Origin of the sequence: Novosphingobium sp. PC22D, from assembly GCF_002556635.1 — a bacterium.
Lineage (GTDB): Bacteria > Pseudomonadota > Alphaproteobacteria > Sphingomonadales > Sphingomonadaceae > Novosphingobium.
This window is the reverse complement of the sequence record NZ_MWMO01000010.1, coordinates 37,512-60,506: the sequence shown is the minus strand read 5'-3', so window position 1 is coordinate 60,506 and position 22,995 is coordinate 37,512. Positions and strand designations below refer to the sequence as shown.

Here is a 22,995-nt window from a genome sequence, read left to right as displayed (position 1 = left end):
GCCCCCGGCGCTGCCCCTTGGTCCCCTCCCCCTTAGTCAAATTGCCGCATGGTTCAAGCGCAAGAGGCGCGAACCTTGTCATTCGGACAGGCAATTGCCGCGCGCGGGTTTGCATGGGCCGCAAGTCGTCCTAGGGCGCACGGCATGCACAGCACCAACATCCTCGTCACCGGTTCGAGCCGCGGCATCGGCGCCGCCGCCGTCGAAACCCTGCGCACGCGCGGCGCCCATGTCGTCGGCCACGCCAGCCGCGCAGGCGACGCCGCCACGGTCGCGGCGGACCTCGCCGATCCGGCGGCGGTCGACCGGCTCTGGGCCGAAGCGCGCGACCGCTCGGGCGGCGAGATCGACGTGCTCGTCAACAATGCCGGGGTTTTCGAGGCGAGCGACCTCGCCCGGCCCGAAGCCGAGTGGCTCGACGACTGGGCGCGAACCATGACGATCAACCTCACCGCCGCGGCGCAGCTTTCGCGCCTCGCGGTGCTCCACTGGCAGCAGCGCGGACGCGGCGGGCGGCTCGTCCACGTCGCCAGCCGCGCGGGCCATCGCGGCGATTCGCCCGCGCACTGGCACTACGCCGCCGCCAAGGGCGGAATGCTCGCGCTGCACAAGACGATCGCACGCGGCTATGCCGCCGACGACATCTATAGCTACGCGATCACCCCCGGCTTCACCGACACCGCCATGGCGGGCGACTATCTCGAAAGCCGAGGCGGCGCCGGGCTGCTCGCCGACATTCCGCTCGGCCGCGTCGCCACGCCGCAAGAGATCGCGGCGATTGTCGCCTTTTGCGCGCTCGACGCGCCGCCGAGCATGACGGGCGCGACGCTCGACGCCAACGGGGCAAGCTATGTCCGCTAGGCTGGTGGCCACCCTGCTCCTTGCCGGTCTCGCCGCGAGCCGTGCGACAGCCGTCCCGCCGCCGCCCGGCCCCGCCGCGGCAGCGCCCGCCTCGGCCTGGGTGGAGGCCTGCACCGACTGGGACGAATGGGACAAGGCGGGTCCGCCCTACCGGATCTTCGGCAACACGTATTACGTCGGCACTTGCGGCATCGCCGCGATCCTGATCGCGGGCGAGACCGGCCATATCCTGATCGACGGCGGATCGCGCGGCGGGGCGCCGCTGGTTTCGACGAACATCGCGAAGCTTGGCTTTCGGCCCTCCGACGTGAAGATCCTGCTCCACAGCCACGAGCATTTCGATCACGTCGGCGGGCTTGCCGGGCTGCAGCGCATAACCGGCGCGCGGCTGCTCGCCTCGCAAGCCGCCGCGCCGGTGCTGCGAAGCGGCGAGACGGCGAGCGACGACCCGCAATACGGCATGCACGATCCGTTCGCGCCCGCCCGTGTCGACGGCCTGGTCACGCCCGGCGAGCCGTTGACCCTGGGCACGCTGTCGCTCATCCCGATCGCCACGCCCGGACACACCACCGGTGCGCTGAGCTGGACCTGGACCTCGTGCGAAGGCGCCGACTGCCGCGCCATGGTCTACGCCGACAGCCTCTCCCCGGTCAGCGCCGAGAACTATCGCTTTTCCGATCATCCGGAATGGATCACCGCCTATCACGCCGGGCTTGCAAGGCTGCGCGAAGTTTCGTGCGACATCCTCATGACACCGCACCCATCCGCCAGCGGCATGCGCGCGCGCCTGGTCGGCGAACCGGCAATGACCTGCGCCGCCTACGCAGACGCGATCCACGCCCGCCTCGACGAACGCCTCGAGCAGGAGCGGGCCGCCCGATGAGCTGGAAGATCAGCGCGCACGCGCCGCGCGCCGTGGTCGAAGCGGCGCTGCTGGCCCACGAGGACGCGCTCGACTGGGATCACGACATCGTCATCGCCGGCAGCGAGATCGCCGAGGACCGGCCCGACGACTGGGTGCTCGAAGCCTGGCTCGGCCGCAGGCCGCGCAAGGCGGACAAGGCGGCGGTGGCGAGGCTCTTCGCCGGCGCCTCGCCCGAGTTCGCGCCGGAACTGACGGTCGAGGAGCTGCCCGATGCCGACTGGGTGACGCTCAGCCAGCAGGAGGTCGCGCCGATCCGCACGGGGCGTTTCCACGTCCACACCCCCGACTTCCCCGCCGACGATACGCCCGGCACGGTCGACTTCGCCATTCCCGCCAGCCAGGCTTTCGGCACCGGCCAGCACGAGACCACGGCGGGATGTCTGGCCATGCTCGACGCGATGAAACGGCGCGGCACGCTGGTGCGCAATGCGCTCGACGTCGGCACCGGGACCGGCCTTCTAGCCTTCGCCGCGCTAGCGCTTTGGCCGCGCGCGCACGCCACCGCCAGCGACATCGACGCGGTCTGCGCTCCGGTGGTCGAGGATAACGCCGCGCGCAACGGCGTCGCGCTGGGCGGGGGCGCGGGCGAACTCGTGATGACCGTCGCGCCCGGGCTCGACCATCCGCTGATCGCCGCGCGCGGGCCCTACGATCTCGTGATCGCCAATATCCTTGCGGGACCGCTGGTCGCGCTGGCGCCCGACTTCGCCCGCGCGCTGGTGCCCGGCGGCAGTCTCGTGCTCGCCGGGCTGCTGACCACGCAGGAACGCGCGGTCCGCACCGCCTGCCGCCGCGAGGGGCTGCGGCTCGCCGCGCGGCTGGTCAACGGCGACTGGTCGATCCTGTGGTTGCGGCAACGACGGCCCGCGCGATAGGCCGCGCGCTGCGCCGGGCGGGCGCCTGGCTGGCGCTCGCGCTCGGCCTGTTCATGCTCGCCGCCTGGATCGGCTCGTCGATCCCGCGCAATCCGGACTGGCGCGAGGCCGAGGCGGGCGGGGTCGAGATCATGGTCGAGACCAACGGCGTGCACACCGCCATCGTCATGCCGCTGGTCACGCCGGCGAAGGACTGGCGCGCGACCTTCCCCGCCGACGATGTCGCCGCGCCGCGCCGCGATTACACCCACATCGCGGTGAGCTGGGGCGAGCGCGAGGTGTTCCTGAACACGCCGACCTGGTGGGACCTGTCGCCCGCGACGGTGGCGCGCATCGTCGGGATCGGCGGCGAAGGCCTGCTTCATGTCGCGCACTACGTCCGCCCGGCCCCCTCGCCGACGCTGAGGCCGCTTCGGCTCGACGACCATACCTACGCCGCGCTGGTCGACGCGATCGAGGAGCAGCTCGGCCCGGCCTGGCCCGGCACGCGGCACCCCGGCTACGGCGCAAGCGACGTGTTCTACGAGACCGGCGGACACTATGCCGTCACGCGCACCTGCAACCAGTGGACCAGCGACGTGCTCGCCCGCTCAGGCGTGCGAACCGGGACATGGACACCCTTCGCGGGCGGCGTGATGAAGTGGGTTCCGTGGTTAACAAACGCTCACGCAGGATAGATCGTGACCGGCGACGGCAGCGGATGCGTCGGCTCGAGCAGCGCCTGAATGCGGCTCGTCAGCGCTTGGTCGAACTCGAATCCGGCGCGTCCGGCGACGATCCAGCGGACCGTTCCCGCCACCCGGATCGACGGCTCCAGGGCGAGTGAAAGCCGCATGCCGACGCGAATCACGCGCGACTCGAGCAGAAGTTGGCAGCCCTCGGCTGAAACGTGCCGAAGTAGCGCCGAACCGATGGCGCCACCCAACGCAATGCAAGATACGTCCTGATCGACCTTCATCAATGCCTCCTCGAGACATTGGTAAGTAGGGTAAGTTAATCACACTTTAATATATTGGAAAGAATTTCCCATCTCGATTTAATCGATGTTTCAAGGCCTTGCCACATCGGCCCCGATCATTTGTTAACCAATCAAGATATCATCCTATTAACTCATCAGGCACAATCCTTAGCGCCATTGGGGGGCTGCACCAGGGGGCTGGTTCAACAGCTCGAGGGAGGCTTGACATGCTGCAAAAGGATGAAACGACCCGATCCGAAGTCATTGGTCCGCTTGGCGAGGCCATGACCAAGGATGACCTGCCGTCGCCAAGGACCTCGCGTTGGGTCATCCGACGCAAGGCCGAAGTTGTCGCGGCCGTCAACGGCGGCCTGATCACCATCCGCGAAGCGTGCGAACGCTATGATCTCACGCTCGAGGAACTGGCAAGCTGGCAGCGCGCGGTGGAGCGCGAAGGCATGGCCGGCCTGCGCGCGACGCGGGTTCAGCACTATCGCCACCTGCACGAAGAGCAGGCCCGCAAGTCCTGACAACCCTGCGCGGTACTTGCAGCCTCGGGACGAGAGGCTATTGCAAAGCGGATGAATGCGTCCCCTGCCGGTACCGCGCCGCTTGCGCATCTGCGCCCGGTCGCGGCTGACGAGCTCGCCGAGATCGCGACACTGCTCAATCGCACCTATCGCGGCGCGGGCTGGAACAGCGAAGGCGAGCTGATTGGCGGCCAGCGCGCCGATGAAGCGATGCTGCGCGACGACCTTGCCAGCTCTCCCGGCGCCCGGCTGCTCGTCTGGCGTCCCGAGCAGGAGGGCCCGATCCGCGGCTGCGTCTGGCTCGCGGACGAGGGCGAGCAGACGTGGTACCTGGGGTCCTTCGCCGTCGATACCGAGCTGCAGTCGCGCGGCCACGGACGCGCTCTGCTCGATGCCGCCGAGCGCGAGGTCGCCCGCCACGATGGCGCGCGCGTGCGCATGCTCGTCGTCGGTCGGCGCGACAGCCTCATCGCCTGGTACGAGCGGCGCGGGTATCGCCGCACGGGGCAAACGGCACCTTTCCCCTATGGCGACGAGCGCTTCGGTTTGCCGAAACGCGACGATCTCGAATTCGTCGAACTGATGAAGACGCTCTGACCGGCGGACCCTCGCTCGCCGGCCGCTCTCAACCGCCGCGCAGGAGCTGCACGCCCCAGTCCCGCTCGAACAGGTAGAGCAGCAGCCGCGCCGCCTCGCCGCGCGCGCCGGTCAGGCCGCCGTCGCGCTCCATCAGCAGCCGCGCATCGTCGTGCGCCACCGGCAGCAGCCGCTGGATCTGCTCGAGATCGGCGATGCGGAACGGCGTATCGCCCGACTGGCGGGTACCGAGCAGTTCGCCGCCGCCCCGCAGTTCGAGATCCTCCTCGGCGAGCCGGAAGCCGTCCTGCGTTTCGCGCATCAGTGACAGCCGCTGCTTCGCGGTCTCGGACAAGGCATTGCCGCGCAGCAGCAGGCACACCGACTTGCCCTCGCCGCGCCCGACGCGGCCGCGAAGCTGGTGGAGCTGGGCGAGGCCGAAGCGCTCGGCCTGCTCGATCACCATGAGCGTCGCGTTGGGCACGTCGACCCCGACCTCGATCACCGTCGTCGCCACCAGCAGCTTGGCCGTGCCACCGGCGAAGCGCTCCATCGCCGCGTCCTTCGCCTCGGGCCGGAGCTGGCCGTGGACGAGCACCACGTCCTCGCCGAACCGTTCCCTCAGCCCGGCATAGCGCGCCTCGGCGGCGGCGAGATCGTCGCTCTCGTTGTCGCGCACCATCGGGCAGACCCAGTAGGCCTGCCCCCCGCCCTCGAGATGCCGTGCCAGCGCCTGCGTCACGTCGCCCATCCGCTCGACCGCGATCACCCGGGTATCGATCGCCTGGCGGCCGGGCGGCAGTTCGTCGAGCCGCGAGACTTCCATCTCGCCATACTGCGCGAGCGTGAGCGTGCGCGGGATCGGCGTCGCGGTCATCGCCAGCGTGTGCGGCGTGCGGCGTCCCTTGCGCGCCAGCATCAGCCGCTGGCCGACGCCGAAGCGGTGCTGCTCGTCGATCACCACCAGCGCGAGGTTGCGGTATTCGACCGCGTCCTGAAAGATCGCGTGGGTGCCGACGACGATGTCGATCGAGCCGTCGAGCAGGCCCATCAGCACCGACTCGCGCGCCCTGCCCTTGTCGCGGCCCGTCAGTAGCGCGATCTCGACGCCGGTACCCTGTGCCATGCGCATCAGCGTGGCGTGATGCTGGCGCGCGAGCAGCTCGGTCGGCGCGAGCATCGCCGCCTGCGCGCCCGCCTCGACCGCGATCAGCATCGCCGAGAGCGCCACCACCGTCTTGCCCGACCCGACGTCACCCTGCAGCAGCCGCAGCATCGGCGCCTCCTGCGCGAGATCGCCCTCGATCTCGCCGATCGAGCGCGTCTGCGCGCCGGTCAGCGCGAAGGGCAGCCGCAGCTTCTCGCGCAGCCGGCCATCCCCCCTGAGCGGCGTGCCGCGCTGCGAGCGGTTGCTTGCGCGCACCAGCATCAGCGCGAGGCTGTTCGCCAGCAGTTCATCGAACGCCAGCCGGTCGAGCGCCGCCTCGTGCTTGCCCGCGTGGGCGAGCCGCAGCGCCTCGGCCCAGGCGGGCCAGCCCATCCGCTCGACCAGCCCCGGCTCGATCCACTCGGGCAGCTCGGGCAGCAGCCTGAGCGCCTGCTCGACGAGGCTCGCCACGCGCCCCTGCGTCAGCCCCTCGGACAGCGGATAGACCGGCTCGCGAAGCTGCCCCAGCGGCGTTGCCGAGCCTTCCGAGACATGCTCGGGATGCACGATCTGCAAGGTCTGCCCGTACTGGTCGAGCCGCCCGGCGACCCAGCGCGTCGCGCCCACCGGCAGCAGCTTCCTGGCCGAGTACGAGGCGCGCCCGAAGTAGGTGAGCACGCAATGGTTGCCCGCCGCGTCCTCGCTCACCACCCGGAACGGCCCGCGCCCCGAGGAGGCGCGGTGCTCGCGCACGGTGAGCGAGACGACGATGTTCTCGCCCACGCCCGCCTCGTCCAGATTGCCTACGACCCGCCGCTCGACGAAGCGATCGGGCAAGTGGTAGGCTACATCCTTGATGCGGGCGAGCCCCAGGCGCTCGAGCGGACGCTTGAGCTTGGGCCCCACGCCGTCGAGGGTTTCGGTTTCGGCAAACAGGGAGTTGAGCGCATCGGGCCGCATGACAGGCGCCTCTTAGCGCGGCCGGGGCGCGTTTCGCCAGCCTGATCGGAACATCGCGCGGCGCCCGGGGGTTTCGTCACCGCACAGCAGGATAACCAAGGAGGAACCGCATGTTGTTGCCGCATGGAACCGTCTTTGCCGTCGTCGACGGCGAGAAGTTCGAATTGTATCGCAACACGGGACGCGAAGCCGATCCCGAGCTGACCTCGCTCGACACCCCCAGCCTCGACGAGACCAACTACAGCTATGGCGCGCGCGACCACGACAAGGTCTCGCGCTTCACCACCGGCGCGCCCAAGGACCGGCTCGACAAGCTGGAGGAAAGCGCCCACGCGGTCGCGGTGGCTGACTGGCTCAACGACCAGGTGCTCAAGCACAAGATCGACAAGCTGGTGGTGATCGCCGACCCCAAGTCGCTCGGCGAGATGCGCAAGCGCTACCACAAGGAGCTGGAAGGCATTCTCGTGGGCGAACTGGCCAAGACCATGACCGGCCGCCCGCCGTCGGACATCGTCAAGGCGCTGCACACCTGAGCCGCCCGCGCCCGCCGGCGCGATCCTCGGCACACCTTGCCCGCGCCGCCGTCATCGCGTACCGGCGCGGGCATGTCCGCCCTACCTCCCCGCATGGCCCGCCTGCGCTTCCGCGCCTGGCACCGCGGCACCCGCGAGGCCGACTACATGATCGGCTGCTTCTTCGATCGCTTCCACGCCGGGTGGTCGGAAGACGACATCGCGCTGTTCGAGACGATCATCGAGGAACAGGACGTCGACATCATGGCCTGGGCACTCGGCACCCAGCCCGTGCCCGAAGCCTACCGCGGCCCGCTGATGGAGCGCATGATGCGGCTGGACTACGTTGAAATCCCGCGCTGAGCCGCACTTCACGAAGATTGTTCAGGCAGCGCATGGGAAATTTTTCGGATTTCCCTTCTTAAACAGATCGTTGGACGACAAGGAACGCAGCCGATCTCGGCGTCGGAGCCCTGCGCTGACTGGATTCCCGCCTGTGCGGGAATGACGAATATGCGGGTGCTGGCGCGGAGTCCGGAACAGCGGCCTTGCTCGTTCCTTGCCGGGAAGTTGTCATGCCCCCCCTATCGAGGCAAAGTCGGCTAGTCGCGAATGTCCGGAAAGTCGGGGAGAGCGGACATCGAGCCTCATCCGTCATCCCAGCGAAAGCTGGGATCACTCACGGTTGGGCGAGGTGATCGAACAAGTCCTCCCAGCCAGGGTTCGCTTGCTCGATCAGTTTGATTTTCCAGTCGCGCTTCCAAGCCTTGAGCGCCTTCTCTCGCATAATGGCCATGGCGATTTCCTCATGGCACTCGACCAAGACCAGTCGCTTCAGTCCATATCTGCGGCAGAAAGAGGAACCGGACCCAGTGCGATGCTGCGCCATGCGCGCGGCCAGATTCGCGGTGACGCCCACGTACAGCACACCGCGTGGCTTGTTGGTCAGGATATAGGTCCAGCCGCCCATCGAACCACGGTGGCGCAACTCCGAGAGCGATGCCAGCTTTCGCTGGCATGACGCATGGGGGAATGCGTCCGCAATGTCGTCGTATCCGGTAAGTCCGTTTCGCACGGCCATCTGCGCGAAAGCCGCCATCCGGATCGGCCGTAAGCCTGTCCACGTCGGCCGGGTGGAACCGGCGACTGGCAAAACACCGGACTTGAGTCGCCCGCGGCCCCCTTCCCGATTGAATTTCTCCGCCGAGAGGCTATCTGCCAGCCTCCCTGTCCATGCCCGACTTCAACCGCATCCTTTCGGCCAAGGCGCCGCTGACGCTGTCCTCGATCGTGCGCGGGGCGCAGCCGATGGTCATGGCGGATCTGGCGCGCGCGGTCTCGGCCTCGGGCAAGGGCGCGCGGGCGGTGTTCGTGGCGACGGCCGAGGCGGAGATGAGCGCGGTCGCCGAGGCCGCGGCGTTCTTCGCGCCCGAGCTCGACGTCATCGAGTTTCCCGCCTGGGACTGCCTGCCCTACGACCGCGCCAGCCCGGCGCTCTCGGTCAGCGCGCGGCGGCTCTCGGCGCTGCACCGGTTGCAAGCCAGGCGCGATGGACCGCAATTGCTCGTCACTACGGCGAACGCGCTGCTCCAGCGCGTGCTCACCCCGTTCCGCATCCGCGAGTCGGTGCGCCTGCTCAAGCCGGGCATGGAGATCGGCCACGAGAGCCTGATCGCGCTGCTGCGCCGCCAGGGTTACCAGCGCAGCGACACGGCGATTGACGCGGGCGAGTTCGCGGTGCGCGGCTCGATCTTCGACATTGTGCCGTCGGGGCTCGAACAGGGCCTGCGGCTCGACTTCTTCGGCGACGAGCTGGAAACGCTGCGGCTGTTCGATACGTCGACCCAGCGCTCGACCGGGCCGGTGGCCGAGCACCTGCTGCTCCCCGCCAGCGAGGCGCTGATGGACGACGACACCGTCAAGCGCTTCCGCGGCCGCTACCGCGAGATGTTCGGCGCCAACGCCACCGCCGATCCGCTCTACCAGGCGGTGAGCGAGGGCCGGCGGCTGGCGGGCATGGAGCACTGGCTTCCGCTGTTCGAAGAGCGGCTCGACACACTGTTCGCGCATCTATCCCCCGACGACCTGATCGTGCTCGACAGCGCCGCGCAAGGCGCGATCGACGAGCGGCTCAAGGACGTGGCCGACTATCACAAGGCGCGCCTCGAAACCTCGGGGCAGAAGGCGGGTTCCTATCGCCCGCTGGCGACCGACGCGCTCTATCTCGGCGCGGACGAGATCGCCGATTGCCTCGCCCAGTGGCCCGCGCACCGCGCCGATCCCTTCGCCCAGCCCGAGAGCGCCAAAGCGATCGACTTCGGCTTTGCCAACGCGCGCGATTTCGCGCCCGAACGCGCGCGCGGTGACAATGCCTACGAGGCGGCGGCGAAGCATTTGCACGCGGTGGCGAAGTCGGGCCGCAAAGCGATCCTCGCTGCCTATTCGACCGGCAGCCGGGCGCGGCTCGCCTCGATCCTCGGCGAAGCGGTGCCGCCCGAACCCGCGCTCGCCGAGACCTGGCAGGATGCGCAGGGCAAGGCTTCGAAGAGCCGCCCCGCCGCGCTCGTCCTGCCGCTCGAGACCGGCTTTTCCAACGACACGCTCGAAGTCGTCACCGAGCAGGACATCCTCGGCGACCGGCTGGTGCGCCGCAAGAAGAAGCGCAAGGATTCCGACGCCTTCCTCGCCGAACTGGCGGCGCTGACGCCGGGCGACCTGATCGTCCACATGGATCACGGCATCGGCCGCTACGAGGGGCTGCAGTCGATCCCGGTCGGCCAGTCGCCGCACGACTGCGTGATGCTGACCTACGCGGGCGGCGACAAGCTCTACATTCCGGTCGAGAACCTCGACGTGCTCTCGCGCTACGGCAGCGAGAGCGAGGGCGTCGCGCTCGACAAGCTGGGCGGCGAAGCCTGGCAGAAGCGCCGCGCGCGCCTCAAGGAGCGCATCCAGGAGATCGCGGGCGAGCTGATGAAGACCGCCGCCGAGCGCGCGCTGCGCCAGGGCACGGTGCTTCAGCCCGACAGCTCGAGCTACGACCAGTTCGCCGACCGCTTCCCCTGGCAGGAGACCGACGACCAGGAAGCCGCGATCGAGGACGTGCTGGGCGATCTCGCCGAGGGCAAACCGATGGATCGCCTCGTGTGCGGCGACGTCGGCTTCGGCAAGACCGAGGTCGCGCTGCGCGCCGCTTTCGTCGCCGCCATGGCGGGCCAGCAGGTCGCTGTCGTGGCGCCGACCACCCTGCTCGCGCGCCAGCACTACACCGGCTTTTCCGAGCGTTTCGCCGGCTTCCCGCTCCAGGTCGGACGCTTGTCGCGGCTGGTGCCCGAAAAGGAGGCGCGGACCACGCGCGACGGGCTGGCGAACGGCACCGTTGACGTCGTCGTCGGCACCCACGCGCTGCTCTCGAAATCGGTGCAGTTCAAGCGGCTGGGGCTCGTCATCGTCGACGAGGAGCAGCGGTTCGGGGTGACCCACAAGGAGAAGCTCAAGCAGCTTCGCACCAACGTCCACGTCCTCACGCTCACCGCCACGCCGATCCCGCGCACCTTGCAGATGGCTATGTCGGGCCTGCGCGAGCTTTCCACCATCCAGACCCCGCCGGTCGACCGCCTCGCGGTGCGCACTTACGTGATGGAATGGGACGACATGGTGATGCGCGAGGCGCTGCTGCGCGAGCACCATCGCGGCGGGCAGAGCTTCATCGTCGTGCCGCGCATCGCCGACATGCCCGAGATCGAGGAATGGCTCGCCAGGCACGTGCCCGAGGTCAAGGTCGTCACCGCCCACGGACAAATGAGCGCGGGCGAAGTGGAAGAGCGGATGAGCGCCTTCTACGAGGGCAAGTACGAGGTGCTGCTTTCGACCACGATCGTCGAGAGCGGGCTCGACATTCCGCGCGCCAACACGATCATCATCCACCGCGCCGACCGCTTCGGCCTCGCCCAGCTCTACCAGCTTCGCGGCCGCGTCGGCCGCTCGAAACTGCGCGCCTACGCCTACCTGACGACGCCCGCGAACACTGCCTTGTCCGAAGTCGCGGAAAAACGCCTCAAAGTGCTCGGCGATCTCGACAGCCTCGGCGCGGGCTTCCAGCTAGCCAGCCACGACCTCGACATTCGCGGCGCGGGCAACCTCCTGGGCGACGAGCAGTCGGGCCATATCCGCGAGGTGGGCTTCGAACTTTACCAGTCGATGCTCGAGGACGCGATCCTCGCCGCCAAGGCAGGCGGCGCGGGGCTGGAGAAGGACACCTCGGGTCTCTCCCCCCAGATCACCGTCGATGCGCCGATCATGATCCCTGAGGACTACGTCCCCGACCTCGCGGTGCGCATGGCGCTCTACCGCCGCCTCAACGATGCCGACAGCCAGCAGGAGATCGAATCGCTCTCGGCCGAGATGATCGACCGCTTCGGCCCCCTGCCCGACGCCACCGCCAACCTCGTCCGGCTGATCGAGATCAAGCGCCAGGCGATCGAGGCCCACATCGCCAAGATCGACGTCGGCGCGCGCGGCGCGCTCGTCAGCTTTCACGAGGACGTCTTCCCCAACCCGGCGGGTCTGATCGACTATGCCGCCAAGCGCGAAGGCACGATCAAGCTGCGCCCCGACAACCGCCTCCAGGTCAACCGCGCCTGGGGCGATCCCAAGTCACGCCTCAACGGCCTGTTCCAGCTCACCAAGGGCCTCAGCGCCATCGCGCGCAAGGCAGGGTGAGCGCGAACCACGCGATGGCGCGCGCTGCTCAGCCGCCCGCCGCGAGCGCCTCGAACTTCGCCGCGCTCATCGGTTCGGCGCGCAGGAAGCCCTGGTAGGAGGCGCAGCCTTCGGCCGCGATCGCGGCGCGCTGCTCCTCGGTCTCGATTCCCTCGGCGATGACCTGGAGGTCTAGGGCGCGGGCCATGGCCACGATCGCGCGCAGCACCGCCAGGTCCCGCTTCTCGCGGGTGATGCCCTCGATCATCGACCGGTCGAGCTTGAGGTAGTGCAGCGGCAGTATCTTGAGATAGCGGAAGTTGCAGAAGCCCGCGCCGAAATCGTCGAGCGCGATGCGGATGCCCTGCGCGCAGAATTCGGCCATGATCTGCGCGGCCAGTTCGACATCGGAGATGAGCGCCTGCTCGGTGATCTCGAGCGTCAACCGGCGCGGCGCGAAGCCGCTCTCGCGAATGATGTCGAGCATCTGCCGCACGTAGGAGCCGAAAGCGAGATCGGCCGGAGTGACGTTGAGCGAGAGCCGCAAGTGCTCGGGCCAATGCCGGGCCGCCTCGAGCGCCTTGCCCGCGATGTGGCGCGAAAGCGGCGCGATCTGGTCGGACCGCTCGGCGATCGCGAACAGCGCCCCCGCGCCGATCTTGCCGAGTTCGGGATGGTTCCAGCGCGCCAGCGCCTCGGCCCCGATCAGTGCGTTATCGGGAAGGCCGAACTGCGGCTGGAACAGGATCTCGATCTGCTCGCCGTCGATCGCGCCCATGAGGTCAGTCTCGAGCTGCGCGCCGGTGCGTCCGCGCGGGATCGCCTCGCCCTGCGCCCAGGCGATGCGCGCGCCCTCCTGCCGGTTGGCGGCATCGAGGCACTGGCCGAGCCGGTCGAGCACCGAAGCGAAGTCATCGCCGCCGAGCACGCGCACCAGCGCCACGCGCGGCGACAGGCGGACCATGCCCGCCGGCGTGGCGATCGGACGCGCGACGGCGTCGGCAAGCTGCTCGGCGAGCATCTGCCAGCGCTCGCGGCTGCATGCGTCACGCGCGGCGAGCAGGAAGGCTCCGCCGCCCGCGCGCGCGGCCACCCAGCCCGCCTCCATCTCCTCGTCGGCGAAGCCCGCGATGCGCGAGGCGACTTCGCCGAGCACGCCGTCGCCAGCGTCCTCGCCATAAGCGCGGTTGACGGTGTCGAAGCGGCGCAGCCCGAGCAGCATCGCGTGGCCGCGCGCCTCTGCGGGCGCCGCGGCATCCTCGCCCATCCACGCCGTGATCCGCTCGCGCGCCGAATCGAGCCCCGGCAATCCGGTCAGTTTGTCGCCGAGCCCCCCGCGCATGTCGTCCGCTGCCACCTCCATGTCATGCCCCTAGCGCATGGGCCTTGCCAAACTGTGCAAAATTGTCGAGCCCTGTCGTGGCGAAACGGCCGAGAGGAATGGAATGGCAAGCGATCTGAAGCTCGCGCTGGTGGTGTCGGACAGTCGCAAGGCGCAGGAAGGCGCGGCGATGCTGCGCTCCACGCACGACTGGGTCAAGCCGGCCGAGGCGGACGTGCTGGTCGTGCTCGGCGGCGACGGATTCCTGCTGCATACGCTTCACGAAATGCTCGACTGGGACCGGGTCATGCCCTGCTACGGGCTCAACCTCGGCACTGTCGGCTTCCTGATGAACGGCCATCACGCCGACCAGAATATCGGCGATCTCGTCGCCAAGGCGCATCGGGTGGCGGTTCATCCGCTCGAGATGCACGTCACCACGCAGGACGAGCGCGAGATGTGCTACCACGCAATCAACGAGGTCTCGCTGCTGCGCGAAACGCGCCAGACCGCGAAGATCGAGGTGGTCGTGAACGGCGAAGTGCGGATGGAGGAACTCGCCGGCGACGGCATCCTCGTCGCCACGCCCGCCGGCTCGACCGCCTACAACCTGTCCGCCAACGGACCGATCCTGCCGCTCGGCTGCCGCATGCTCGCGCTGACGCCGATCAGTCCGTTCCGCCCGCGCCGCTGGAAGGGCGCGATCATTCCCGAGAGCGCCGAGATCGAGTTCCGCATCCGCGAGCCCTCGAAGCGCCCCGTCGCCGCCGTCGCCGACCAGAAGGAGGTCCGCGACGTCAAGACGGTGCGCATCCGCGCCTCGACCGAAAAGGAGCTGACCTTGCTGTTCGAGCCCGGCTTCAGCCTCGAGGAGCGCATCTTCGCCGAGCAGTTCCAGGTCTGACGCGCCGGCTGCGCCGATCGGCGCGGCTCGTGCCGATTTCGCCCGAGACCCCACTTGCCAAACCGGTTCACGCTGCTATAGGCGCACCCCTGTTCGCGAAAGCGGACTGCTCCCCGATAGCTCAGCGGTAGAGCATTCGACTGTTAATCGAATGGCCGTAGGTTCGAATCCTACTCGGGGAGCCACTACCCTCCTGAAGCCCGCAGAAATCAGCCATTTTTGGTGTGTTTGCCATTTAGGGTTTGCCATCACCAGTTTTGCGAGCGCCTCTTCGGCCGCGCTCTCCCGGCTCGCGCTGGTGGCATGATATCCGAACATCGCATCGGTCTTGTTCCCGGTGACCGTCCTGCCCCGCATCGTTGCGTCCCCGGCCCGCGCGAGTCGCCCTGACGTCAATCCCGATCACGTCAATCAGCGTGATGTCGAGCCGCTCACGTGCGAACGAAACGCCAGCGATCGGCCTCGCTTTCGGTCGCGTCGAAGCGATATCCGTCAGTGTCGAAGCCGCGCATGGCATCGATGTCCGCGACGTGATTTTCGCAAAGCCAGCGAGCCATCATGCCGCGCGCGCGCTTGGCATTGAAGCTCACGAAACGCGGACCGTCCGGACCGGGTTCGCGAAACTCCACCTCGATCGCCCGCACGCCGGTGAGCTTGCCTTTGACCGCGGCAAAATATTCCTGGCTGGCGAGGTTGAGCACGGTGCCGGAACCCTCTTCTGCGACCTGGGCAAGCAGCAGCTCTGCGATACGCCCGCCCCACCAGTCGGTCAGGCTTTTGCGGCGCGGGGCCCAGCGAGTCCCCATTTCGAGCCGGTAGGGCCGGATCGTGTCCAACGGACGCAGCAGACCATAAAGCCCAGACAATATCCGCACGTGATCCTGAGCGAAAACGATACCCGCGTCGTGCAGCGTATGCGCTTCGAAGCCGGTGTAGACATCGCCGGCAAACGCGAAGAGCGCCTGCCGCTCGGGCAGACTCAAGAAGTCGCGAAACCGCTCCGCATTGAGCTTCGCGAGCCGGGGCGAGATATGCATGAGCTCGCTCAATCGCTTTTGCGACAGGTTCGCCGCCGATTTGGCGAGGCCGCTCGCTTCCTCGGCGAAATGCGGTTGCGTGGCGGCCAGCGGCGGCAGCTCGCGCTCAAAATCGAGCGTCTTGGCTGGGGAGAGCAAAGCGATCATGTCGCCGCCGTAGCGGGGGCAAATTCACACGTCAAAAGCCGACGGAGCATACATTTCCCGCCGAAAAGAGCTTCGCTGAGAGCGGCGGCAGATTCTCCGGACCGTCGGCAAACCGGATCGACCGGCCCTGGGACTTCGACGAGATGTTCTCTCGAGCGGTTCGCGCAGAAGATACGTTTCCCGGTGGTCTCGGCAATCGAAGTGGCGATCGCGGTGGGTTTATTTCGAAATAGTGACAAGGTTGCCGTCGGTCTCGACCTTGAGGCCGTAAATCCGCTCGAGAAGGCGCGTGAATCCGTCGACGTTGCGGGCCTGCAGCCGCCCGCCGATGCGGATCGCCGCGACGGCCGGATCGGCGATCACCAACTGGCGGCCATTGTAGCGATTGAACTCGGCAACGGCTTCCTCAAGCGTGGTCTGATCGAAGACGAGCAACCCTTCACGCCAACCGAGATCATCCTGGACGCGTTCGGCCGACGCCTGGCGGATGAGCACGCCGGCGTCGTCGGTGCGGGCAATCGCGCCCGCCGTCAGCACGGCGGAGGAGCTGGGCTTCGCTCGCTCGATATCATCGAGGCGCACCCTGCCCTGAAGCACCGCGACCTGCACCGCGTCGCCGTCGCGCCGAACCGAAAAGCGCGTACCGAGGACCTTCACGTCGTGTGAGCCGGCATGCACCACGAAGGGGCGGCGGGGGTTGTGAACCACCTCGAAATAAGCCTCGCCGCTGTCGAGCCACACTTCGCGCCGCGCTCCTGCAAGATCCGCCCGCAGGCGGGTGGCCGTGTTGAGTTCCATCTGGCTGCCGTCGGCGAGCAACACGGTCTGCTGGACGCCCTTCGCGGTCTCGAACAGTTCCCCGTTTCCGAGCATCGCCGGCACCAGCAATATCGCCGCCACCAGGACCGCGGCGAGCCCGGCGGCGATCTGGAAATATCGGTGCAGCTTTGGCCTTTGTCGCTCGGCCGTTACGGTGTCGGCCCGCCTGCTCGCAAGCCGGTCGCCTTTGGTCCAGGCGTCCTTCAGCCTCCAGAAGGCAACCTTGTGCTCGACATCGGCCGACAGCCATGAATCGAGCTCTGCCTGATCCGCGTCCGTCCAGTCGGATTCCTCATAGCGGATCAGCCAGCGAGCAGCGGCTTCTTCGGTGCGATCGAACTTGCTCATTCCTGGTTCCTCGCCCTGGCCTTCGAGGTGGGACGCCGCACCTTTCCGCTTCCCCCTCGCATGAAATCGGCGACCGCGCGCATGCCGTGGACCAACTGCTGCTCGACCGTGCCACGGGCGATGCTCAATCGGTCGGCCGTCTCTCGCGTGGTCAGGCCCTCGATCTTGCGCAAGCGGACGACCTCGCGGCATTGCCGCGGCAGCTTCTCGAGCCCCGCCTCGAACCGCCTCAACTCATCGCGTGCGGCAAGATGCCGATCGGGAGTCAGGACATCGGGCTGGATGTCCATGCTCTCGAGATCCGCGACCTGATCGAACGACACGATGCGGGCGCGTCGTGCGCAGTTGATCAGATGGTTGCGCGCGACGGTAAAGACGAATGGCCCAGCCTGCCGGGGCAAACCGTCGCGCGCGGCCTCATAGACCCGGGCGTAGACCTCCTGTCGGAGGTCGAGCACATCGCTCTCCTCTCGCCAGTTCCGCCGGATGAAGCGCGTAAGGGCGCGTTCAAGAGGAAAGACCTCCCGGCAAAACCACGCCTCCAGTGTCGCGTCATCGACCATGACCGGCCGTTCACCTCCGCTCGATGAGCAAACACTGCTCCTCTCTCAGAGACAACCGAGGCGGAAAAATCCTATACAGCAAAATTTCGGATCATGAATCGACCGGCGCTATCGGTTCCACGCCGGTCTTCTGGGCATCGGCCCAGTGAGCCTGGAAGGCTCACTCCCGTCGACTCGTCTCGTTGCCGGCCGTTTTCGCGATCCGAAAGCCATGTCGCATATTCGAGTTCGACATGCTTTGCCCATGATCAGGCAGATCGTGGGCCGCGCGACGAGCGGGCGAGTTCGCGCGCGAGGTCGACGAAGACCTTGAATGCCGCTGGAGGGTTGCGGCGGCTGGGGTAGTAAAGACACAAAGGCGAGAGCGGGGGCGCAGCGGCCTTTTCGCTTACCTCAACGCCGGCAAGGCGTCGGTCACGCTCGACCTCGAAAGTCCCGAAGGGCGATCGGCCCTGCACCGTATGGTGCCGGAGTTCGACGTGATCGTCGACGACCACCCGCCCGGGTGGCTGGACGAGATCGGACTGGGACGCGAGACGATGGCGGAATCGTTCTCCCATGCGGTGCTGTGCGCCCTCACCCCATTCGGTCATACCGCAGGCAAGGCCGGGGCGCGGGCGGTCGATCTGAACGTGTTCCACGCCAGCGGCTGGGGGTATCATACCCCCAGCGGTCCGGATGCCTCGCTGCCGCCGCTGAACGCCGCGGGCCGCTTTCTTCCCAGCTACGAGACGGCGCTCGATGCGACGCTTTGCATCCTCGCGGCCCTGTATGGTCGCGAGACGACCGGCACGGGCGACTTCATCGACGTTTCAACCCAGGCCGTTCTGACCTCCCGGCTCGACTACGTGCTCGGCCAGATGATCGCGGGCGACATGGACGTTTTGCAAGAGCGCACAGCGCTCGATCTGGGCGGGCCGTCGGGCATCTTCGCTTGCGCGGACGGCTACGTCTTTCTCTGGCTTTCCGATGCTTCGCACTGGCGTGCGCTCCGGGGCCTCATGGCCGATCCTGCCTGGATGGACGGTTTTCCGGCGGACTGGCTGTCGCTCCACGCCACGCCCGAGCGGGTGGCCGAATGCAGGGCGCGGCTGGGGGAATGGCTTGCCGGCTTCAAGCGCGACGACCTGGCCGAGCTCGCTCAGAAAGCGGGCCTGCAGGCGGTTCCAGTCAATACGCCGGCGGATCTCCACCACTCGCAACAGTACCAGAGCCGTGAGTTCTTCGCCCGGCTCGATCATCCCGTCATCGGCGGCGCCAGCTATCCGACCGTGCCCTATCGGCTGAGCCGGACTCCCGCGCGGTTCGATTTGCCAGCGCCGGCGCTCGGCCAGGACACGGAAAGGCTGATGCCCCGCACCGAGCTTTCGGGGAATCCGCCCCGCAAGCGGCGGAGCGCGTCAGTCAGCGGCCCAGCCAATGGCGGCCCGCTGGCCGGCGTGCGGGTCGTCGAACTGACACGCGTCTGGGCCGGACCTTTCGCCGGCAAGCTGTTGGCTTTCCTGGGGGCCGAGGTCATCCGGATCGAGAGTCTCGATTCCCTTGATGCTTCGCGGGCCTACGGCGTGAACGGCCTCGATGTCTCGGCGGGCTTTCGCGCGGTCAATCCGCAGAAACTGAGCGCGCAGATCAATCTCAAGCATCAGGAGGGGCGCGACCTGCTCCTTCGCCTGCTCGGCGAGAGCGATGTCTTCATCGAGAACCTGCGTCCCGGCATCACCGGACGCCTGGGGCTCGGCTACGAAGCGGTCAGGGCGGTCAACCCGCAGATCGTCTACACCGCGATGAGCGTTTACGGCAGCTCCGGGCCGCTGAGCTACCAGACGGGATATGCCCCATGCTTCGTTGCCGGAGGAGGCGTCAGCGGGCTGGTCGGCTACGAAGGCCGGAAACCCTCGGGCATGAACATCCGCTACGGCGATTCGACCTTCGGTGCCGCCGCGGCGGTCGGTACCATGGCGGCGCTGCTCCACAGGCGTCGGCACGGAGAAGGTCAGTTCGTGGATGTCTCGGCAGCCGAAACGATGAGCACGATGATCGGCGACGTGCTGCTGGACTTCGCGCGCGCCGGCGCGGACCGGGACCGATCCGGCAGCGGCCATCCCGACATGGCGCCGCACGGCGCTTACCCCTGCGGCGATCGCGAATGGATCTCCATCGCGACCCCGGACGACGTATCCTGGGCCGCGCTCGCCGCACTCACGGGCGATCCCGAACTCAAGGCGCCGCGATTTGCAACGCTCGGCGGCCGCCGGGAACATTCCGGTGAGCTTGACGAACGCCTCTCCGCCTGGACGCGCACGCAGGCCCCGGCCGATCTGCCCGCACGGCTCCAGCACGCCGGAATCTGCGCGGCGAAAAGCCAGAACACCATCGATGTCTGCGCCGACGCGCGGTTGTGGGACCATGGGCTTTTCCGCGTCGTCGACGAAACCGGCGGCCAGACCCGCCCGATCGTCGGCCCATCATGGCGGTCCGCACGCGAAGCGAGCGTGACGCGCGGCGCCCCCGCCCTTGGCGAGCACAATGCCTATGTCTTCGGTGACGTCCTGGGCCTGTCCGAAGCGGAGCAGGGACGCCTTGCCGAAAGGGGCATCCTGCGATGAGCCGCCCGCTCACTTCGCCGGACGAAGAGCCCTATTCGAAAGCCTATCTGTGGTACGTGGTGGGCTTGCTCGCGCTCGTCAACGCGGTCAATCTCATGGACCGGCTGGTATTCTCGGTCATGATGCCCGCCATCAAGGCGGAGCTTCAGCTTTCCGACACGCAGCTCGGACTCTTGTCCGGATTCGCCTTCGCGGCGCTGTACGCCACGCTGGGCATTCCCATCGCCGCCTACGCGGATCGCTCGGTGCGGCGAAATATCGTCGGAGCCGCGTTGATCATCTGGAGCGCCATGACCGCGCTGTGCGGCCTTGCCCAGAACCTTCTCCATCTCACGCTCGCGCGCGTCGGCGTCGGGATCGGCGAAGCCGGGTGCCTTCCGCCCTCGCACTCGATGATCACGGATTTCATCCCGGCCGAATGGCGATCAAGAGCGTTGGGCATCATCACCGCCGGGGGGAGTCTCGGTTCGATTGCCGGCCTGATCGTCGGGGGATGGCTCGTCGCCGCGCTGGGTTGGAGAGGGACGTTCCTTGCCATGGGGGTGCCCGGAGTCCTGCTTGGCGTGATCGTTTTCCTGACCTTGCGCGAACCCGCCAGAACGAGGAATCCCGCACCGGCCCCGGCCGGGCGCGAAGGCGATCCCGCGACGATCATCGAACTGATCCGCGCCCGCCCGGTCTATCTTCAGCTCGTCCTCGCGATCGCCACCAGTTCCTTCTTCGGCTACGGAATGCAGCAGTGGCTGCCCTCGTTCTACATGCGCTCCTACGGGCTGACGATCGCGCAAGTGGGATTGCTGTTCGGCCTGGTCAGCGGGACGGCGTCAATCCTGGGGACGATTGCCGGCGGCTACGTCGGTGACAGGCTGTATCGCCGCGGCGTGGGAGCGGTCCTTCTCTACGGGATTGCCTGCACCGTCCTGACCGCCTTGCTGAAGCTCGCGACGGTCGTCTCGACGACGCAAGCGGCGTCCCTGGCCTTCAACTTCGGCGGAAGCCTGTTCAGCAGCGCGTTTCTCGGCCCGGCATTCGCCCTGGTGCAGATTCTCGTCCCGCCGGGATTGCGGGCGCGGGCCGTCGCCGTCCTGACTTTCTTCGTGAGCCTGCTGGGCACGGGTGCCGGGCCGCTGTTCGTCGGCGTCCTTAGCGACGTCTATGCTTCCGCCGGCGTCGGCAAGGAAGCGCTTCGAACGGCACTGACATGGTGCTGCCTTCTCGGCATATGGCCCATCGTCCACCTTTGGCTTGCGCGAAAGGCCCTGGGATCGGCGACGTATCGAAACGCCTTGGCTTGAATCTCCGCCGGACGCCCGGATGGAACATCGCAGCCGCGTTCCGTGCCATCCCGCGAGGGCACGCGTTCAGAACCTGCGCACCTCTATCTCGTACTTGCGGATCGCATAGCCGATCTGGCGCGGGGTAAGGCCGAGCATGCGGGCGGCCTTGGCCTGAACCCAACCGGTGGCCTCCAGTGCATCGACCAGATCGCGGCGGCTGACCTTGACGTTATCGACCGGCACCTCACGCCCGAAATCGGCCGCCGTTTCGCGCGCCTCTTCCGCACCCGATGTCGGAGCCTCTTCCTCGCGCGGCGCACGCGGCGCGGGCTGGACGATGTTGAACGGCTTGGAGACCGCGGATTTCCACAAGGTCGCCGAGAGACACTCGTCGTTGCGGCAGGCGAAGTCTTCCTCGTCGATGCGATCGTCGTGGGCCAGCGTCGCGGTGCGCCGCACGCAGTTTTCGAGCTCGCGCACGTTGCCGGGGAAATAGCAGCTTTCGAGCACGCGGATCGCCGAGGGGCTCAGCACATGCTCGGTGCGGTGTTCCTCGTCGAAGCGGCGCAGGAATTCGCGCGCGAGCTGGGGAATGTCCTCGCGCCGGTCGCGCAGCGCGGGCAGGCGCACCGATACGACGTTGATGCGGTAATAGAGATCGGCGCGGAATTCACCGTTCGCCACCATTTCCTCGAGATTGCGGTTGGTCGCGCAGACCAGCCGGACGTCGACCTTGATGGTGGTGTTGCCCCCGACGCGCTCGAACTCGCCCTCCTGCAGCACGCGCAGCAGCTTGACCTGAAAGGCGATGGAGGTGTCGCCGATCTCGTCGAGGAACAGGGTGCCGCCGTCGGCCAGTTCGAAGCGGCCCTTGCGCTGGGCGACGGCGCCGGTGAAGGCACCCTTCTCGTGGCCGAACAGTTCGGATTCGAGCACCGATTCGGGCAGCGCGGCGCAGTTCAGCTTGATGAAGGCCTTCTTCGCGCGCGGGCTGAAATCGTGGACCGCGCGGGCGAACAGTTCCTTGCCGGTGCCCGATTCGCCGCGCAGCAGCACGGCCGAATGGCTACGCGCGACCCTCCGGATCTGCTGGAGCGCGGTCTGCAGGGCCGGGCTCGAACCGACGATGCCGGTGTCGACCGCCGCCCCCTTGCGCCCGGCCTCGCGCGGCAGGCCCTTCTCCAGCAGCCGCTGCTGCTCCATGAGCCGCTCGCGGTCACGCTGGACCAGCTCGATCAGGCGGATCGTCTGGCCAATGAGATTGGCGACCATGGTGAGAAAGCGCACGTCCTCGTCGGCGGCGTGGTAGGTCGTGGTATCGTCCCAGATCTGCTCGATGGTGAGCGTGCCCACGACGCGGTGCGCGTCCTTGATCGGCACGCCAATGAACGAGACCCGCGCATTGTCGTTCAGCGGGCCGTCGAAGCTCCAGCCGGGAAACAGGGAACTGGTTTCCATGTTGTGGACGACGACCGGCATCTCGGTCTTGAAGATGCGTTCGACCGCGAGTTCGGGCAGGCGGCCGCGCCATAGTCCCGCGCGTTCCTCGCTCCAACCCATGCCGACGACGTTCTCGGGCTGCCCTTCGGGATCGAGCAGGGTAACGAGACCGCGGCGCATGTCGAGAAAGCTCGAAAGCAGCGTAAGCACGTTGGCGAGCGAGGATTCGAGCCGGCCGGGAACGGCGAGGATTTTCGAAATCTCGTAGACGCCGCGCAAGGCGACGTCAGTGCGAGTGTGGCTCGCAATCACGCGTCGACGCGTCCGCGCCAGCACCGCGCCTTGCTCCCCAGGGGGACGACTGTCGTTCGTGGCCTGACGACTGTTCATGACGGAATCCTTCCGCCGACAGGTCTAGCCTCTCCGTTTCGGGACCTTGGCCCGCGCGTTTCGCGGTGCCCTAAGTTCAAGTCCGGAAGAGTCGCAGG

Annotated in this window: 20 protein-coding genes, 1 tRNA gene and 1 pseudogene; 14 read left to right on the top strand and 8 right to left on the bottom strand. The window is 67.6% G+C overall.

All coding sequences use genetic code 11. The features are described from left to right. Positions 1 to 144 precede the first annotated feature (144 nt). The 4 genes from B2G71_RS15050 to B2G71_RS15035 are packed head-to-tail and all read left to right on the top strand — an operon-like array spanning position 145 to position 3,338. Positions 145 to 861 (top strand): SDR family oxidoreductase, encoded by a 717-nt coding sequence (locus tag B2G71_RS15050; RefSeq protein ID WP_098107241.1) that lies wholly within the window; start codon positions 145 to 147, stop codon positions 859 to 861. Beyond that, positions 851 to 1,744 (top strand): subclass B3 metallo-beta-lactamase, encoded by an 894-nt coding sequence (bla, locus tag B2G71_RS15045; RefSeq protein WP_098107239.1) that lies wholly within the window; start codon positions 851 to 853, stop codon positions 1,742 to 1,744. Before B2G71_RS15050 ends, bla begins: the two co-directional genes overlap by 11 nt. Beyond that, positions 1,741 to 2,661, top strand: a complete 921-nt coding sequence (locus tag B2G71_RS15040; RefSeq protein WP_098107238.1) for a 50S ribosomal protein L11 methyltransferase — start codon at positions 1,741 to 1,743, stop codon at positions 2,659 to 2,661. The genes bla and B2G71_RS15040 overlap by 4 nt, the downstream gene beginning before the upstream one ends. Next, on the top strand, positions 2,631 to 3,338 hold the full coding sequence (locus B2G71_RS15035; protein ID WP_240530171.1) for a DUF2459 domain-containing protein: 708 nt from the start codon (positions 2,631 to 2,633) through the stop codon (positions 3,336 to 3,338). The genes B2G71_RS15040 and B2G71_RS15035 overlap by 31 nt, the downstream gene beginning before the upstream one ends. Here the strand turns inward: B2G71_RS15035 and B2G71_RS15030 are convergent. Continuing rightward, a complete protein-coding gene (locus B2G71_RS15030) occupies positions 3,326 to 3,619 on the bottom strand; it encodes a PilZ domain-containing protein (protein ID WP_141521583.1) in 294 nt (97 codons plus the stop codon). The two genes, B2G71_RS15035 and B2G71_RS15030, sit on opposite strands and share 13 nt — an antisense overlap. Before the next feature lie 227 nt (positions 3,620 to 3,846). Here B2G71_RS15030 and B2G71_RS15025 point away from each other — a divergent pair, with 227 nt between their 5' ends. Beyond that, positions 3,847 to 4,149, top strand: a complete 303-nt coding sequence (locus B2G71_RS15025) for a DUF1153 domain-containing protein (RefSeq protein ID WP_098107235.1) — start codon at positions 3,847 to 3,849, stop codon at positions 4,147 to 4,149. Between the two features lie 51 nt (positions 4,150 to 4,200). Then, complete coding sequence (locus B2G71_RS15020) at positions 4,201 to 4,746, top strand: GNAT family N-acetyltransferase (protein ID WP_098107233.1); 546 nt, start codon at positions 4,201 to 4,203, stop codon at positions 4,744 to 4,746. 28 nt (positions 4,747 to 4,774) lie between these two features. Here B2G71_RS15020 and recG read toward each other — a convergent pair whose 3' ends face one another. Then, positions 4,775 to 6,832, bottom strand: coding sequence for an ATP-dependent DNA helicase RecG (recG, locus tag B2G71_RS15015; protein WP_098107231.1), 2,058 nt, complete (start codon positions 6,830 to 6,832; stop codon positions 4,775 to 4,777). A 110-nt stretch (positions 6,833 to 6,942) separates the two neighbouring features. On the opposite strand from recG, the gene B2G71_RS15010 reads away from it, so the two are divergent. Together B2G71_RS15010 and B2G71_RS15005 are read left to right on the top strand one after the other, a co-directional pair. Beyond that, positions 6,943 to 7,365, top strand: a complete 423-nt coding sequence (locus tag B2G71_RS15010) for a host attachment protein (protein WP_098107229.1) — start codon at positions 6,943 to 6,945, stop codon at positions 7,363 to 7,365. Positions 7,366 to 7,437: 72 nt separating this feature from the next. Then, complete coding sequence (locus B2G71_RS15005) at positions 7,438 to 7,707, top strand: succinate dehydrogenase assembly factor 2 (RefSeq protein ID WP_098107227.1); 270 nt, start codon at positions 7,438 to 7,440, stop codon at positions 7,705 to 7,707. Positions 7,708 to 8,023: 316 nt separating this feature from the next. Here B2G71_RS15005 and B2G71_RS15000 read toward each other — a convergent pair whose 3' ends face one another. After that, positions 8,024 to 8,314 carry a GIY-YIG nuclease family protein gene (locus B2G71_RS15000; RefSeq protein WP_098107389.1) on the bottom strand — a complete coding sequence of 97 codons (291 nt, stop codon included), beginning with the start codon at positions 8,312 to 8,314 and terminating at the stop codon, positions 8,024 to 8,026. Between the two features lie 263 nt (positions 8,315 to 8,577). Between B2G71_RS15000 and mfd the strand changes: the two genes are divergently transcribed. After that, positions 8,578 to 12,066 carry a transcription-repair coupling factor gene (gene mfd, locus B2G71_RS14995; protein ID WP_098107225.1) on the top strand — a complete coding sequence of 1,163 codons (3,489 nt, stop codon included), beginning with the start codon at positions 8,578 to 8,580 and terminating at the stop codon, positions 12,064 to 12,066. Positions 12,067 to 12,094: 28 nt separating this feature from the next. Here the strand turns inward: mfd and B2G71_RS14990 are convergent, their stop codons facing one another. Then, complete coding sequence (locus tag B2G71_RS14990) at positions 12,095 to 13,408, bottom strand: bifunctional diguanylate cyclase/phosphodiesterase (protein WP_098107223.1); 1,314 nt, start codon at positions 13,406 to 13,408, stop codon at positions 12,095 to 12,097. 82 nt (positions 13,409 to 13,490) lie between these two features. Here B2G71_RS14990 and B2G71_RS14985 point away from each other — a divergent pair, with 82 nt between their 5' ends. Beyond that, positions 13,491 to 14,270: an NAD kinase gene (locus B2G71_RS14985; RefSeq protein WP_098107221.1), complete on the top strand. Its 780-nt coding sequence runs from the start codon at positions 13,491 to 13,493 to the stop codon at positions 14,268 to 14,270. A 110-nt stretch (positions 14,271 to 14,380) separates the two neighbouring features. Next, positions 14,381 to 14,455: transfer RNA gene (locus B2G71_RS14980), tRNA-Asn, on the top strand. 246 nt (positions 14,456 to 14,701) lie between these two features. Here the strand turns inward: B2G71_RS14980 and yaaA are convergent. The 3 genes from yaaA to B2G71_RS14965 form a co-directional block, all read right to left on the bottom strand. After that, positions 14,702 to 15,454 carry a peroxide stress protein YaaA gene (yaaA, locus tag B2G71_RS14975; protein ID WP_098107219.1) on the bottom strand — a complete coding sequence of 251 codons (753 nt, stop codon included), beginning with the start codon at positions 15,452 to 15,454 and terminating at the stop codon, positions 14,702 to 14,704. A gap of 219 nt (positions 15,455 to 15,673) precedes the next feature. Further along, positions 15,674 to 16,621: a FecR domain-containing protein gene (locus tag B2G71_RS14970; protein ID WP_098107217.1), complete on the bottom strand. Its 948-nt coding sequence runs from the start codon at positions 16,619 to 16,621 to the stop codon at positions 15,674 to 15,676. Continuing rightward, positions 16,618 to 17,184 carry a sigma-70 family RNA polymerase sigma factor gene (locus tag B2G71_RS14965; protein WP_098107215.1) on the bottom strand — a complete coding sequence of 189 codons (567 nt, stop codon included), beginning with the start codon at positions 17,182 to 17,184 and terminating at the stop codon, positions 16,618 to 16,620. The genes B2G71_RS14970 and B2G71_RS14965 overlap by 4 nt, the downstream gene beginning before the upstream one ends. A 416-nt stretch (positions 17,185 to 17,600) precedes the next feature. On the opposite strand from B2G71_RS14965, the pseudogene B2G71_RS24135 reads away from it, so the two are divergent. From B2G71_RS24135 to B2G71_RS14950, 3 genes and pseudogenes are all read left to right on the top strand, one after another. Further along, positions 17,601 to 18,464 (top strand): annotated as a pseudogene (locus B2G71_RS24135) (CoA transferase); the annotation flags it as partial. 69 nt (positions 18,465 to 18,533) lie between these two features. Then, positions 18,534 to 19,790 carry a CoA transferase gene (locus B2G71_RS24130; protein WP_168176375.1) on the top strand — a complete coding sequence of 419 codons (1,257 nt, stop codon included), beginning with the start codon at positions 18,534 to 18,536 and terminating at the stop codon, positions 19,788 to 19,790. Beyond that, positions 19,787 to 21,085, top strand: a complete 1,299-nt coding sequence (locus tag B2G71_RS14950; RefSeq protein ID WP_098107211.1) for an MFS transporter — start codon at positions 19,787 to 19,789, stop codon at positions 21,083 to 21,085. The genes B2G71_RS24130 and B2G71_RS14950 overlap by 4 nt, the downstream gene beginning before the upstream one ends. A gap of 66 nt (positions 21,086 to 21,151) precedes the next feature. On the opposite strand, the gene nifA is transcribed toward B2G71_RS14950, so the two are convergent. Then, complete coding sequence (nifA, locus tag B2G71_RS14945; RefSeq protein WP_098107209.1) at positions 21,152 to 22,897, bottom strand: nif-specific transcriptional activator NifA; 1,746 nt, start codon at positions 22,895 to 22,897, stop codon at positions 21,152 to 21,154. Between the last annotated feature and the right edge of the window lie 98 nt (positions 22,898 to 22,995).